11 protein-coding genes and 1 tRNA gene are annotated in these 14332 nt (G+C 58.6%); 10 read left to right on the top strand and 2 right to left on the bottom strand.

The window, feature by feature from the left end; genetic code table 11:
* The first annotated feature begins 40 nt into the window (after nt 1-40).
* The 5 genes from BEQ56_03605 to BEQ56_03585 all read left to right on the top strand — a co-directional run bounded on the left by BEQ56_03605 (nt 41) and on the right by BEQ56_03585 (nt 6766).
* Nucleotides 41-1075, top strand: a complete 1035-nt coding sequence (locus BEQ56_03605) for a biotin--[acetyl-CoA-carboxylase] ligase (GenBank protein AOH42642.1) — start codon at nt 41-43, stop codon at nt 1073-1075.
* Between the two features lie 16 nt (nt 1076-1091).
* Nucleotides 1092-2063, top strand: coding sequence for a biotin synthase BioB (locus BEQ56_03600; protein AOH42641.1), 972 nt, complete (start codon nt 1092-1094; stop codon nt 2061-2063).
* Nucleotides 2056-2751, top strand: coding sequence for a dethiobiotin synthase (locus BEQ56_03595; GenBank protein ID AOH42640.1), 696 nt, complete (start codon nt 2056-2058; stop codon nt 2749-2751). The genes BEQ56_03600 and BEQ56_03595 overlap by 8 nt, the downstream gene beginning before the upstream one ends.
* A 40-nt stretch (nt 2752-2791) precedes the next feature.
* Nucleotides 2792-4150 (top strand): adenosylmethionine--8-amino-7-oxononanoate transaminase, encoded by a 1359-nt coding sequence (locus BEQ56_03590; protein ID AOH42639.1) that lies wholly within the window; start codon nt 2792-2794, stop codon nt 4148-4150.
* 333 nt (nt 4151-4483) lie between these two features.
* Complete coding sequence (locus BEQ56_03585) at nt 4484-6766, top strand: alpha-galactosidase (protein ID AOH42638.1); 2283 nt, start codon at nt 4484-4486, stop codon at nt 6764-6766.
* Between the two features lie 271 nt (nt 6767-7037).
* On the opposite strand, the gene BEQ56_03580 is transcribed toward BEQ56_03585, so the two are convergent.
* Nucleotides 7038-7364, bottom strand: coding sequence for a hypothetical protein (locus BEQ56_03580; protein AOH42637.1), 327 nt, complete (start codon nt 7362-7364; stop codon nt 7038-7040).
* 288 nt (nt 7365-7652) lie between these two features.
* On the opposite strand from BEQ56_03580, the gene BEQ56_03575 reads away from it, so the two are divergent.
* The 4 genes from BEQ56_03575 to BEQ56_03560 are packed head-to-tail and all read left to right on the top strand — an operon-like array spanning nt 7653 to nt 12995.
* On the top strand, nt 7653-8723 hold the full coding sequence (locus BEQ56_03575; GenBank protein ID AOH42636.1) for a GDP-mannose 4,6-dehydratase: 1071 nt from the start codon (nt 7653-7655) through the stop codon (nt 8721-8723).
* A gap of 3 nt (nt 8724-8726) precedes the next feature.
* Nucleotides 8727-11525 carry a DNA polymerase I gene (locus BEQ56_03570; GenBank protein AOH42635.1) on the top strand — a complete coding sequence of 933 codons (2799 nt, stop codon included), beginning with the start codon at nt 8727-8729 and terminating at the stop codon, nt 11523-11525.
* 28 nt (nt 11526-11553) lie between these two features.
* Nucleotides 11554-12189, top strand: a complete 636-nt coding sequence (locus BEQ56_03565; GenBank protein AOH42634.1) for a hypothetical protein — start codon at nt 11554-11556, stop codon at nt 12187-12189.
* Nucleotides 12186-12995, top strand: coding sequence for a hypothetical protein (locus tag BEQ56_03560; protein AOH42633.1), 810 nt, complete (start codon nt 12186-12188; stop codon nt 12993-12995). The genes BEQ56_03565 and BEQ56_03560 overlap by 4 nt, the downstream gene beginning before the upstream one ends.
* Here the strand turns inward: BEQ56_03560 and BEQ56_03555 are convergent.
* Nucleotides 12988-14064 (bottom strand): redox-regulated ATPase YchF, encoded by a 1077-nt coding sequence (locus tag BEQ56_03555; protein ID AOH42632.1) that lies wholly within the window; start codon nt 14062-14064, stop codon nt 12988-12990. The two genes, BEQ56_03560 and BEQ56_03555, sit on opposite strands and share 8 nt — an antisense overlap.
* Before the next feature lie 56 nt (nt 14065-14120).
* Between BEQ56_03555 and BEQ56_03550 the strand changes: the two genes are divergently transcribed.
* Nucleotides 14121-14204: transfer RNA gene (locus BEQ56_03550), tRNA-Leu, on the top strand.
* Nucleotides 14205-14332: the final 128 nt, after the last annotated feature.

The raw sequence follows: 14332 nt of genomic DNA, 5'->3' as shown, positions 1-14332 counted from the left end.
AAAAATGAGTGTATAACAGGTGAAGAATAAAGAGGGCCCCTTGAAACTTTCCGAACGTATTTTAAGCTGCCTCCGCGCCCGGACGGATTCTTATTTTTCCGGGAACGAACTCGCGGACGAACTCAACGTCAGCCGCAGCGCAATCTGGAAAGCGGTCGAAAAGCTGCGCGCGGACGGTTACGAAATCGACGCGATTACGAATAACGGCTATCGTCTCCTCGGCGAGCCTGACCGTCTCTCCGTCAGCGCGATTCTGGCGGAGCTTCCCGGGCCGATCCGCGCCGATTACAACGTCGTCGTCCTGGAATCGATCGATTCGACAAACGACGGGTTGCGCCGGCGGGCGGAGGAAGCGGCTCCGGAAGGGACCGTCCTCTTAGCCGAGACGCAGACGCGCGGCCGCGGACGCCTCAATCGTTCTTTTTATTCCCCCAGACAAAGCGGTATCTATATGAGCTTACTGCTGCGCCCGACGATCGACCCACGTCAGTCGCTCCTGATAACGACGGCGGCCGCCGTCGCCGTCGCCGAAGCGCTCGAGACATGCTGCGGCGGGGAAACGAAGATAAAATGGGTCAACGACATTTTCATGAACGGGAAAAAAGTTTCGGGGATCCTGACCGAAGCGTCGCTGAACCTCGAAAGCGGACGTCTCGATTACGCGGTTCTCGGCGTCGGGATCAACCTTACCGAGCCGGAAGGCGGCTGGCCGGACGAGCTGAAAGAAATCGCCGGAAGCGCGCTGGCGCGGAAAACCGGGCTCCAGGGACTCCGGAGCCGGATCGCCGGGACGTTCCTCGCCCGTTTCCGGACGTACTACGACGACCTTCCCGCGAAGGCGTACCTCGCCGCGTACCGTGAACGCTCGCTCCTGATCGGGAAACGCATCCTGACCGACGACGGCCGGACCCAACGCCCGGCGACCGCGCTCGCGATCGACGACGATTTCCGGCTCATCGTCCGCTACGACGATTCCGCCGGAAACGAAACCGCCGCCTTATCGACCGGCGAAGTTTCGATCCGGCTTCCCTCCGACGAATCCCGGACGGGAACCGAGAGCCCAGACAATCCTTAAAAAGGAGTTATTGCGAATGACCTATTCTCACGACGTCGCCGATCGGATTCAACGGGGCGAAAGAATTGACGCCGCCGCCGCGCGCCGACTTTACGACGAACCGCTCGCGGAGCTGACCGCCGCCGCGAACGGGCTGCGCGAGGTTTTCTGCGGCAATGGGTTCGATATCTGCACGATCATCAACGCGCGCAGCGGAAAATGTTCCGAGAATTGTAAATTCTGCGCGCAGTCGTCCTTCTATCATACCAGCGCCGAAGAATACCCGATGCTGGGAAGGAAGGAAATCGTCGGCGCCGCCGTTTCCGACGCCTCGAAAGGCGTGCTGCGCTTCTCGATCGTCACCTCCGGACGGAAGCTCCGGCCGATCGACGTCGATCATATCTGTGCGACGGTCCGCGCGATCCATGAAAAGACCGACGTTAACGTCTGCGCTTCGATCGGCCTCTGTACCCGGGACCAGTTCGACCGGATGAAAGCCGCCGGACTGACGCGCTTTCACTGCAATTTAGAAACGTCGCGCCGCTTCTTTCCGCAGATTTGCACCACGCATACCTACGACCAGAAAATCGAATCGCTCAAGGCGGCGCGCGCCGCCGGGCTGAGCTTATGCTGCGGCGGGATCATGGGGCTGGGGGAAACGGTCGAGGACCGGATCGACATGGCGATCGATATCCGCGAGCTGGGCGTCCGCTCCGTTCCCGTCAACTTCCTGAACCCGATTCCCGGGACGCCGTTCGAAAAGAACCGGCTTCTCGACGATGAAGAGCGGATGCGGATCGTCGCCGTTTACCGTTTTATCAACCCCGAAGCCGCGATCCGGCTCGCCGGAGGCCGCGGACTGATCGCCGATAAGGGGCGCGCCTGTTTCCGATCCGGCGCGAACGCCGTGATCTCCGGCGACATGCTCACGACGGCGGGATACTCAATCGAAACTGATATGGAGATGATCGATGAACTCGGATACAAACCGGAGCTCTGCCATGACTAAGGGCATTTTTATCACCGGGACCGGTACGGACGTCGGGAAAACGTACGCGGCCGGGCTGCTGCTGAAAAAGCTTCGCGAAAGCGGGCGAAACGCCGGCTACTATAAAGCGGCCGCAAGCGGGAACGAACGGCTCGAAGACGGGACGATCGCCGCCGGCGACGCGCGCGAGGTCTGTCGATTGAGCGGGCTTCCGGACCGTCCCGAATCGCTGATCTCGTACCTGTACGAAACCGCGGTCTCGCCGCATTTAGCCGCAAAGCTCGAAGGCGGACCGGTCTCGCTCGAAAAAGTCGCCGCCGATTTCGCCGCGCTGTCGCGCCGTTTCGACGTCCTTGTCGCCGAAGGGAGCGGCGGGATCGTCTGCCCGATCCGCTGGGACGATCGGGAGCGAATCCTCTTGGAAGACGTTATCCATGCGCTCGCGCTTCCGATCGTGATCGTCGCCGACGCCGGGCTGGGAACGATTAATCATACCGTGCTGACCGTCGCCTACGCCCGTTCAAAAGGGCTCGACCCGCGCGGAATGATCCTGAACCGCTATGAAGCCTCGCCGTTTACGCGCGACAATCGCGCGATGATCGAGGAATTAACCGGCGTCCGGGTCATCGGGACCATCGCCCCGAACGCAAACGAAATCGAGGCGGAGCTCGACGGTCTCCTCGCCGCGTTCGCTCCGGTCGTAGGATAAACGAAATACCGTATCAAAGCTGAGAACGAAAAGAGAACCGATGAACCCACGTACCACAGAGCTCGTTCAAAAAGACCTTTCCATGATCTGGCACCCCTGTTCGCAGATGAAAGATTATGAATTGCTGAAACCGATCGTCATCGACCGCGGCGAAGGCGTCCGCCTCTACGACAGCGAAGGCCGTTCCTATATCGATATCGTCAGCTCCTGGTGGTGCAACCTGCTGGGACACTGCCACCCCAGAATTAACGCATCGATCCAGCGCCAGCTGAACCAGCTCGAACACGTCATCTTCGCCAACTTCACCCATGAACCGGTCATCCGCCTCTGCGAAGAGCTCCTGGAGATCATTCCGTCCGGACTGACGAAGTTCAATTTTTCCGACAACGGGTCCGCCTCGGTCGAATGCGCGCTGAAAATGAGCTTCCAGTACATGTACCAGACCGGACGTCCCGAACGAACCCGGTTCATGTGCCTCGAGGAGGGATATCATGGCGAAACGATCGGCGCGCTGTCCGTCGGCGCGATGGACCTGTACGCGAAGATTTATCAGCCGATGCTGATGGATACGATCCAGGTCGAAGCGCCGGACTGCTACCGCTGCCGCTATGGGAAAACGCGCGAAAGCTGCGAAACGGAATGCTTCGCCGGAGCGGAAGCCGCCTTCGCGGAACATGCGCACGAGACCGCCGCGATCATCGTCGAACCGCTGCTGCAGGGCAGCGCCGGCATGCGCATCTATCCGGCGCAGTTCCTGACGAAGCTGCGCGCGCTCTGCGACCGGTACGGCGTCCTCCTGATCGCCGACGAAATCGCGACCGGATTCGGCCGAACCGGGAAGATGTTCGCGTTTGACCATGCCGGCGTAAGTCCCGATATCCTGTGCGTTTCGAAAGGACTGACCGGCGGCTATATGCCCATGGCGATCACGATTACGACCGACGAAATTTATAACGCGTTCTACGCCGATTATAACGAAGGGAAAGCCTTCATGCACAGCCATACCTACAGCGGCAACCCGCTCGGCTGTTCCGCCGCCCTCGCCGTGCAGTCCATCTTCCGCGAAGAACCGATCCTCGAGAACGCCGCCCGGCGCGCCCGCTTCCTGACCGAACTGATGAACGATACCTTCTCCGATCATCCGAATATCGGCGAAATCCGCCATCTCGGCCTCGTCCACGCGTTGGAGCTGGTTCAGGATCGGGAGACGAAGGAAGGGTTCCCTGCGGAAGAACGCGTCGGATACCAGATTTATCAAACCGCGCTGGAAAACGGGCTGCTCCTCCGGCCGCTGGGGAACGTCCTGTACTTCAACCCGCCGTTGATTATCGAAGAATCGGAGCTGACGGAAGCGGTTGAAATCTGCGCAATGGCGATCCGGGAAAATTTAGGACGCTGAACCGGCCCAGCCCGTCAAGACGCTGCGTGCGAATATCTTGCATGCAGACATAATCTTGAGGTGGTTTGCCCATCTCAATTGTGTCGCCAGTGACGACACTTTTTCATTATTCTTATTATAGCTCATAGAATTGTTTCATCCTGTAAAGCCCGCGGCGGTTGAATCCTCTTAAATCAGGGAAACCCACCGCAAAAAATCGGGGACGCACAGTCGCAGGGCATAGCCTGAACTTCGTCAATCGTCCATTGACGCCTCGTGAATGGTACAATAAACGTATTATTTCCGTCCTAAACCGTTCGCCTCGTGATAAAGAATTAAAGGAGGACCCCACCCATGCTCATCAACGTATCTCCCGACGCCAGAACCTTCCATCTCCGCAGCCGGTTCTTCAGCTATATCCTGACCGTTATGGAAAACGGTCAGATCGAAAACCTGTATTTCGGGAAAGCGATCCAGGACCGTCCCTCGTTCGCCCATCTTCATGAAGAGGCGATCCGCGGAATGACGGCGTTTAACGCGCCCGAACCGTCGCGCCTCTGCCTGAACCAGACCCGGCAGGAATATCCATCGTACGGAACGACCGATTTCCGTTCGCCCGCGTTCGAAGTCGAACAGCAGAACGGCAGCCGGATCAGCGCGTTCAAATTCAGTTCTTACAAAATCCTGAAAGGGAAACCGAGCCTCGCGCCGCTTCCCGCCGCGACAATGGAGAGCGACGGCGAAGGAGAAACGCTGATTTTAAACCTCGACGATGAGGTAACCGGATTGACGCTGAAGTTATCCTATTCGATTTACGCCGAGCTGCCGATCCTGGCGCGGAACGCTGAATTCGAGCTGGACGGCGGCGCGGAAGCGGTGACGCTGACCCGGGCGTTATCGATGGCCCTCGATCTTCCCGACATGAATTATGAGATGCTGACGTTTACCGGCGCCTGGGCGCGCGAACGCAGCGTCCGGACGCGCCGGCTCGAACACGGGATCCAGGCGAATTACAGCATGCGCGGGTCCAGCAGCGCCGAAATGAACCCGTTCTTTATCCTGAAACGCCCGGAAACAACCGAGCATCTCGGCGAAGCGCTCGGGTTCAATATCGTCTACAGCGGCAGCCATCTGGGTCAGGTTGAATGCGCCACTGACGGAACGACGCGCGTCTTACTCGGGATCCACCCGGATAATTTTGACTGGCGGCTCCAGCCCGGCGAATCGTTCCAGACGCCGGAAGCGCTGATCGCGTTCAGCTGCGCCGGGTTGAACGGACTGAGCCAGGCGTTCCACGACCTGATCCGGACGCGAATCGTCCGGGGCGTCTGGCGCGACCGGCCGCGGCCGATCCTGCTGAACAACTGGGAAGCGACCGAAATGGACTTCGACGAGGAACGGATCCTGAAAATCGCGGAGAAAGCGAAAGAAGCCGGAATCGAACTCTTCGTCCTTGACGACGGCTGGTTCGGCGCCCGGAACGACGAACATGCCGGGCTGGGCGACTGGGTCGCCAATACGAAGAAACTCCCGTCCGGGATCAAGGGCCTATCGGAAAAGATCGAAGCGATGGGGCTGAAGTTCGGGTTATGGATCGAACCGGAAATGGTCAATCCGGACAGCGATCTCTACCGCGCCCATCCGGACTGGGTTCTCGGCGCGCCCAACCGCTTTCGCTCTCCCAGCCGTTTCCAATACGTCCTCGATTTTTCGCGGAAAGAAGTCGTCGATGCGATCCATGCGCAGCTGGCCGCGATCCTGCGCGAATCAAAAATTTCCTATATCAAATGGGATTCGAACCGCTATATCACCGAATGCTACTCGAATCAGACCGCGCCGGAGGATCAGGGAAAGGTCTTCCATAAAAATATCCTGGGCATCTACGACCTGTATACGCGGCTGACGACCGAGTTCCCGGAAATTCTCTTCGAATCCTGTTCGAGCGGCGGGGCCCGCTTCGACCTGGGAATGACTTACTTCGCGCCGCAGACCTGGGGCAGCGATAACACCGACGGCTACGAACGCCAGCGGATCCAGTACGGCACGAGCTACGGCTACCCGCTGAGCTCGATCGGCGCGCACGTTTCCGCCGTCCCGAATCAGCAGACCGGACGCATTGTCCCGCTCTCAACGCGCGCGAACGTCGCCTGCTTCGGAACGTTCGGGTATGAGCTGGACCTGAATCACCTCACGCCCGAGGAATTCGAACGCGTTAAAGATCAGGTCCGCTTCATGAAAGCGAACCGCGAGCTTCTCCATGGCGGCGATTTCTACCGGCTCCTGAGTCCGTTCGAAGGGAACGACGCCGGCTGGATCGTCGTCGGAAAAGACTGGAAACGCGCGATCGCCGGATATTATCAATGCCTGAATTTCGCGAATCTCGGCTGGCTCCGCTTTAAGCTCGCCGGGCTGGACCCGGAGCGGAAATACCGGGTAAAGCTCCGCGTCGACGTCGATCCGCGCTACCTGATCGCGCGGATTCCGAACCTGAACCTCATGCTGGCGCAGCTGAACGAAAGCTTCGAGGCCGGCGGCGACGAGCTGATGTACGCCGGCGTCGCGCTGAATCGAATGCTTTTCGTCGTCCAGGGCTGCGACTTTACCTCGCTCCTGATCGAGCTGGCCGCGGTTGATTAAAAAAAGACTTTAAACAGAACTGCAACGCCCCACTGTCGTCAGATGGGGCGTTGCGCTTCTGTTCCTTGGAACGGCCGCCCTACCCGCCGAACCGGACCATCGATAAAACCATGCTGACGATCAGGATGACGGCGATAACCGTACCCAAAATACTCAACGTCCGGCGCGTCTTTTTCTTCTGGTTCTGCGCCTGCCGGCTGGCGGCGTCATCCCTGCTGATGGATTGCGTTTTTTTTGACTGAGCCATGATTCTCTCTCCCTTCTCCGTATTCTATGCCGCTGAAGCGGTCGCTTCCGACGATCTGGCCGGCTCGGCGGCTTTCGTTTCAGTCTTCGGAGCTTCGCTCGCGGACGCTCCGGCTTTCGCCTCGACCGCGTCCGGCGACGCATGATCATGCGATTTAATCTGGCCAGAAGGAGAGCGATGATCCGTGGCGTAAAAGCCCTTCCCCTTAAAAACGATCCCGACCGTACTGTAAACCTTGCGCAGTCTTTCCTGATGACAATTCGGGCAGACCGTTAAAGCGTCGTCCGTAAAATGCTGAAATTGATCGAACGCGTATCCGCAGTTTTCACAATGATACTGATATACCGGCATATAAAATCCTTAAATTGCAGCCCTTCCCATTGCCCTTGCGGACCTTCATACTTTAAAAGATCGGGAGGGCCCGATTTTTAATCGATATAATTATATCAAAAGTTCGGGGGAAAACCGCCTCTCCAGAGGTTCTTACAAATCGTTAACGCGGCGCGTCGGCGCTTCGCCGTTTTTAAGGCGCGATTCCGGCGAGGAACGCCGGCCGCGCTTATGATACAATTCGAATCAGCTGAGAGAGGAACACGTAAAAAAACGCCGCGGATTTCGACGGCAAGGAGACCAAACCTTATGAAAAAAGCGTTAATCACCGGAATCACCGGCCAGGACGGCTCGTATTTATCCGAACTCCTGATCGCGAAGGGCTACGAGGTCCATGGCATCGTTCGCCGCGCCAGCTCGTTCAACACGCGCCGCATCGATCATTTATATAACCTGTCGCAGGATCCGGTCGCGCCGATCCCCTTCTTTTTGCATTTCGGCGATATCGCTACCAGCGAAGCGCTTCATAATATTATCTACTCGGTCCAGCCCGACGAAATCTACCATTTGGCCGCCCAGTCGCAGGTTCGCGTCAGCTTCGACATCCCGGAATATACCGGCGACACGACCGGCCTCGGGACCATCCGGATCTTAGAGGCCATGCGTAAAACGAATTCGCGCGCCCGCTTCTATCAGGCGTCGACCAGCGAGCTCTTCGGTTCGGCGAAACCGCCGCAAAGCGAATTGACCCCCTTCGAGCCTCAGAGCCCCTACGCCGCCGCCAAGCTTTACGCCTACTGGATCACGCGAAACTACCGCGACGGTTACAACATGTTCGCGACCAACGGCATCCTTTTCAACCATGAAAGCCCGCGGCGCGGCGAAACGTTCGTGACGCGGAAAATTACCCGCGCGCTGGCGATGATCGTCGCCGGGCTCCAACGCACGCTCTACCTCGGCAACCTCGATTCGAAACGCGACTGGGGCTACGCGCCGGAATACGTTGAAGCGATGCACCTGATCCTTCAGCAGGAACATCCCGACGACTTCGTCCTGGGAACCGGCGAATCGCACACGATCCGCGAATTCCTTCAGGAAGCTTTCGGCTACATGGACCTCGACTGGCAGGATTACGTCAAAATCGACAGCCGTTATTTCCGCCCGACCGAGGTCGATTACCTGCTGGCCGATCCGGCGAAAGCGAAAAAGGTCCTGAACTGGGAACCGAAAATCAAGTTCCACGACCTCGTTCGGATCATGGTCGACGCCGATCTCGCCGCGATGGGGCTCGATTATCCCGGCGAAGGACGAAAAGTGATCCTGGAAAAGTTTTCAACCTGGCACCGGTGGGAAGACCAGACAATCAGCATGGAACGCTGACCGATGACGAAGCGTCTGGTCTTACTCGACGGACACGCGTTAGCGTACCGCGCCTATTTTGCCCTGACCGCCGGCGGCGGCAATTCTCGTTGGACAACGTCGTTCGGCGAACCGACCGCCGGGACCTACGGTTTCGCGAGCATCCTGCTCCGCGTATTGGAACGGGACCAGCCGGACTATTTAGCGGTCGCGTTTGACGTAGGGAAAACCTTCCGAAACGAGCTGCATCCCGAATATAAAGGCACGCGCGCCAAAATGCCCGACGACATGCGCCCGCAGGTCGACCGGATGCGCGAGCTTGTCGACGTTTTCGGCTTCCCGCGGCTCGAACGCGAGGGCTTCGAAGCCGACGATCTCCTCGGCTCGGCAGCGTTTGAGGCCGCCGAAAGTGGGATCGACGTCAAGATCATTACCGGCGACCGCGACCTCCTCCAGCTCGTTTCCGATCGGATTACCGTCGACCTTTCCGGCGGAAAGCTGACCGAGCTGAAGGCGTACCGGCCGGCGGACGTCAAAGCCTATCTCGGCGTTCGTCCGGATCAGGTCGTCGACTACAAAGCGCTCGTCGGCGATCCCTCGGATAATTACGCCGGCGTCCCCGGGATCGGACCGAAAACCGCCGTCGCCCTCCTCGACCGCTTCGAAACGCTCGACGGCGTTTACGCAAACCTCGAAGAAATAAAAGGCGCGGCGCGTAAAAAACTCGAAGAAAACCGCGCGAGTGCGACGCTGAGCCGCGAACTGGCGCAGATTAAAACCGACCTCAACGTCGTTATCGACTTCAACGCCGCCGACGTGACCCGGGCCGCCTATCCAGCCGCCGATAAATTCTTCCGCATGATGGAATTCCGGACGCTGATCCCGCGGTTGAAAGCCGTCGCCGGCGATTTCCAGCCGCAGCCCGACGGCCAGCTCGGGCTCTTCGGAATCGAAAACGCGTCTACGCCTGAGGGGAACGGCGCGAAACTGGAACATTGCGCCACGCGGACGATCGTCGTCGACGACGAAGAAAAATTAGCCGAACTCGCCGGCCGCCTTTCCAAAGCGGAAACGATCGGGCTCGACAGCGAAACGACGGCGAAGAACGCCATGGCGGCGGAGCTGGTCGGACTTTCCTTTTCAGTCGAGCCCAACGTCGGATACTATATCCCGGTCGGGCATCACAGCCCCGATCCGCAGCTGTCGATCCAACGGGTCAGCGAAGTCCTCAACCCGATTCTCGCCAATCCGTCGATCCGCAAGGTCGGCCACAATATCAAATATGACCTGATCGTCCTGAAAAACCATGGCTTCACCGTCGCCGGTGAGCTGTTCGATACGATGATCGCCGGATGGGTCCTCGATCCCGGATCAACCTCGTTAGGATTGAAAGCGATGGCGCGCGTCATTCTCGATTCGGAAATGACGCCGATCGAAGCGCTGATCGGAAAGGGTAAAAATCAGATCTCGATGGCCGACGTTGCGATCGAGGCGGCCGCGCCGTACGCCGCGGCGGACGCCGATCAGACGCTCCAGCTCGAAAAGTCGCTCGGCGAAGCGCTCGACGGCCGGAACGCCGCCGGGCTGTACAGGACGCTTGAAACGCCGCTGATCCCCGTGCTGGTCGAAATGGAACGGAACGGAATCCGCGTCGACGTCAGCGCGCTTTCCGACCTCTCGCGCGTCTTCAGCGCCCGCCTGATCGAAATCGAAAACGCGATTTACGACTGCGTCGGGTATTCGTTCAATATTAACTCAACGCAGCAGCTTTCCGTCGCGCTCTTTCAGGACCTGAAGCTGGATCCGCCGCCGGCGGCGAAAAAGACGACCGCCGGGCTCTATTCGACCGCCGCCGACGTATTGGAAGAAATGACCGGGACGCATGAAGTCATCGAGCTGATTCTCGAAAATCGCGAAATCGCCAAGCTGAAGAGCACGTACGTCGACGCCCTCCCGCTTGAAGTCGTTCCGGGCACGGGACGCATCCATACCTCGTTCAACCAGACGGGGACTGTCACCGGACGGCTCGCCTCCTCCTCCCCCAATTTACAGAATATCCCGACGCGGACCGAATTGGGACGAAAAGTCCGAAGCGCGTTCGTTCCGGAGGAGGGTTGGACGCTCCTTTCCGTCGATTACAGTCAGATTGAACTCCGGATCATCGCGCACCTGTCGCAGGACGAAAACATGCTGGCCGCGTTCCGCGCCGGTCAGGATATTCACGCGGCGACGGCGGCGGCGATCTACGGCGTTCCCCTCTCCGACGTCACGAAAGACATGCGCCGGCACGCCAAAGCGATCAATTTCGGGCTGATTTACGGGATGAGCTCGTTCGGGCTGAGCCGGTCGACGAACCTCTCGCGTCAGGACGCGTCCGAATTCGTCAGAATCTACTTCACGCAGTTTCCCCGGATCAACGCCTATCTCGAAGGGCTCAAGGCGCAGGCCGCCGAACAGGGCTTCGTTGAAACGATGATGGGGCGGCGGCGTTACTTCCCGAACCTGAAGACGGAAATGAACCGGAACCTCCGCGCCCGCGAAGAACGCGAAGCGATTAACGCCCCGATCCAGGGAAGCGCCGCCGATATCATGAAAAAAGCCATGATCGACCTGGCTCAGCGGCTGAAAGGATCCCGCCTCGAAGCGCGCCTCATTCTTCAGGTGCATGACGAACTGATGCTGGAATGTCCTCCTGCGGAGCTCGAAGACACCCGCCGCCTCGTTCAGGAGACGATGGAAAACGCGGTATCGATTTCGATCCCGCTGACAACCGAAGCCCGAAGCGGCCCGAACTGGGGCGCGCTCGAAGCTCTCGGCAATTGAAACGAACGAAGAGAGCCGGAAGCGACTCATGAGACTTGAAAGCGACGACCTGACCCTCGTCCTCCGCGCCAAACGCGGGAACCTCGACGCGTTTAACGAACTCGTGCTGCGTTTCCAGGACGCCGTGTATAATACCGCGCTTCGGATCGTACGGGACCGGGCCGCTGCCGACGACGTCGCCCAGACCGCTTTCGTCTCCGCCTGGCAGAAAATCGAAACCTTCCGCGGCGAAGTTTTCAAGCCCTGGATATTGCGGATCGCGACCAACGCCGCCTATGACGAGCTCCGCCGGGCCCGCCGCCGTCAGGCGATCCCGTTAGAACCGGCCGCTCCAAACGAGGAGGGCGAAACGATCGAAGACGCTGAATGGATGGCCGACGAAACGGACGGGCCGGAAACGCTGAGCGAGCGGCGCGAAGTCGTATCCGCGCTGGAGGACTGCCTGAACGGTCTTCCGACCGATTACCGCGCTGTCTTAACGCTGGTCGACGTTCAGGAATTAGATTATCAGGACGTTTCCGAGATCCTTTCCGTCCCGCTGGGGACGATCAAAAGCCGGCTTTTCCGCGCACGCGGGAAAATGCGCGATTGCCTGAAAACGAAAGGGGAACTTTTTGACCGCGAGGAACGTCTGAATCATGAGAGGACGGATGGATCGATATGAAACGCAAAGATGAAGACCTGATTTTATTGAACAGCTATCTGGATCACGAACTGAACGATTCGGAAATGTTAACCTTTGCGCAGCGTTTATCTCAGGATCCGTCGTTAGCCGCCGAACTGGACGAACTGATCGCGGTCAAATCCAAATTTGCCGCGCTCAGGGAAACCAAAGCGCCGAGGAAATATATCCTGACGCGCGCCGAAGCGGCGCAGGCCCGGAAACCGAACCTTCTCGAACGGCTTTTCCCGCTCTTCCGCGCCAGCGCGGCTGCGGCGGCGTTGGCGATCGTCATCCTGACCGTTTTCCCATTCGCGGGAAATTCCCCGAGGGAAACCGTACTGCCGTTCGCCGGCGAACCGGTCGAACTTGTCTCCAAATCAATCGATCCGCCTGACGACGACGTCGTCGATTATTCGCTCGAAAGCGTCGCGTCCGGGGCTGTCTCCGCCGCGATCGAAAACGCGGCTGAACCAACCGCCGCCGAACCGCAATACTTTTCATCCCAGGGCGTCCGCGGCGGAACGCCGAAAATGGAAGTTCTCCTCCTCGCGGAGCGGAAATTTCCGGACGACCGGACCGGACTTGGCCCTAACGGAGCGGACGATCCCGCGGCCGTCGAGCTCGCGGAAAAAGAATTAAACGCCTCAAATCAGGAGGAAATCATGGCCGCCGAGCTCGAACGCGCTTTTGTTCCGAATCCGAAGCCGCTGCCCGTAGATACGATCCGGAAGATCCTGTTCGGCGTTCTCGCCGTATCGCTCGTCTGGACGATCCTGACGCTGTCGAGAAGGAAACTCCCTATTTAGATACGTTAAAGCGGATATTCAGGATATCCCCGTCTTTAACCCGGTACTCTTTTCCCTCCAGCCGGAGTTTTCCTTTCGCTTTCGCTTCCGCGTAGCTCCCAAGCGTCATCAGGTCGTCGTACGCCAGGACCTCCGCGCGGATAAATCCCTTCTGGAGATCCGTATGGATCACGCCGGCCGCTTCCGGGGCGGTCGCGTTCTTCCGGACCGTCCAGGCACGGCACTCATCCTCACCGGCGGTGAAAAACGACATCTGATCCAGCAGGTCGTAAGACAGCCTGATCACCCGATCCAGCCCCAGTTCAGCAATTCCATACTCGTTCATAAAAATCGCCGCGTCCTCCGGGGCCATCTGGGCCAGTTCCATTTCAATCTTGGCGCGGAAAAAGTCGATCCGCGTCTGATCCTGACGATAAGAAATTACGGGGACCGGCTGCGTTTCGTCCAAATTAACAAGAATCAGGACTGGCTTCCGCGACAGCAGTCCGTAGCCCGAAATCGTTTTTTCCTCGTCCGCGGTCAGCGTCAATCCGCGCAGCGGCTTCTCCTCCTCAAGCGTCCCGCGGAGCCGTCCGAAAAGTTCGATCTCCCGATCGATCAGCGCCTTATCCCGGCCGCCGCCCTTTCGACGCTCGTCGCTCAGCCGCTCCAGCTTCTTTTCGCAGGCGACCAGATCGTTCAGGATAAACTCCCCCTCCATCGTCCGAATATCGCGTTCCGGATCGACCGAACCGGCCGGATGGACAACCTGATCATTTTCGAACGCACGCGCGACTAAAATAAACCCGTCCATCTGCGCCAATTTGTTCAGGAGCTCGCCCGAGATCCCGCTCTTCCCGGCGCTCCCGTCGAGCCCGGCGATATCGGCATAATTCACCTTCGCGTAAATCTTCTTCCTCGGCTTGAACATCTCCGTCAGAGCGTCGACCCGTCCGTCCGGGACGTCGACGACCGCGTCGTGGATCTCGATTTTCCCGGTAATTGCGCCTGTCGGCTGTGATCCGCGGGTTACGGCGTTGAATAACGTTGTTTTTCCGCTCTGCGGCAATCCGATAATCCCTAATCTCATGGAACGACAAATCTCCTTGACCCGAATTCGGTTTTTGTGTACAATAAAAAATCAGAGCCGAAGTGGCGGAACTGGCAGACGCGCACGACTCAAAATCGTGTACCTTGTGTATGTGGGTTCGATTCCCACCTTCGGCACAAAAAATTATAACACGGGCAGTTTTCCTCGTCTATCCGGCGGAGATCGCGGCTCAAAGCGGAGAAGAATCGGACGGGGTTCTTTTTTTTGTCTTCTTCAATCCCGGCTACGCGAATCGCCCGAAGACCGA

Source organism: Anaerolineaceae bacterium oral taxon 439 (assembly GCA_001717545.1).
Classification (GTDB): domain Bacteria; phylum Chloroflexota; class Anaerolineae; order Anaerolineales; family Anaerolineaceae; genus Flexilinea.
This window is presented reverse-complemented; position numbering and strand designations above follow the sequence as displayed.

Bases quoted from the DNA above. Each gene is read 5' to 3' on its own strand.
- BEQ56_03575 (AOH42636.1), top strand. From the start codon at position 7,653: ATGAAAAAAGCGTTAATCACCGGAATCACCGGCCAGGACGGCTCGTAT.
- BEQ56_03570 (AOH42635.1), top strand. From the start codon at position 8,727: ATGACGAAGCGTCTGGTCTTACTCGACGGACACGCGTTAGCGTACCGC.
- BEQ56_03580 (AOH42637.1), bottom strand. From the start codon at position 7,364: ATGCCGGTATATCAGTATCATTGTGAAAACTGCGGATACGCGTTCGAT.
- BEQ56_03565 (AOH42634.1), top strand. From the start codon at position 11,554: ATGAGACTTGAAAGCGACGACCTGACCCTCGTCCTCCGCGCCAAACGC.
- BEQ56_03555 (AOH42632.1), bottom strand. From the start codon at position 14,064: ATGAGATTAGGGATTATCGGATTGCCGCAGAGCGGAAAAACAACGTTA.
- BEQ56_03585 (AOH42638.1), top strand. From the start codon at position 4,484: ATGCTCATCAACGTATCTCCCGACGCCAGAACCTTCCATCTCCGCAGC.
- BEQ56_03600 (AOH42641.1), top strand. From the start codon at position 1,092: ATGACCTATTCTCACGACGTCGCCGATCGGATTCAACGGGGCGAAAGA.
- BEQ56_03595 (AOH42640.1), top strand. From the start codon at position 2,056: ATGACTAAGGGCATTTTTATCACCGGGACCGGTACGGACGTCGGGAAA.
- BEQ56_03590 (AOH42639.1), top strand. From the start codon at position 2,792: ATGAACCCACGTACCACAGAGCTCGTTCAAAAAGACCTTTCCATGATC.
- BEQ56_03560 (AOH42633.1), top strand. From the start codon at position 12,186: ATGAAACGCAAAGATGAAGACCTGATTTTATTGAACAGCTATCTGGAT.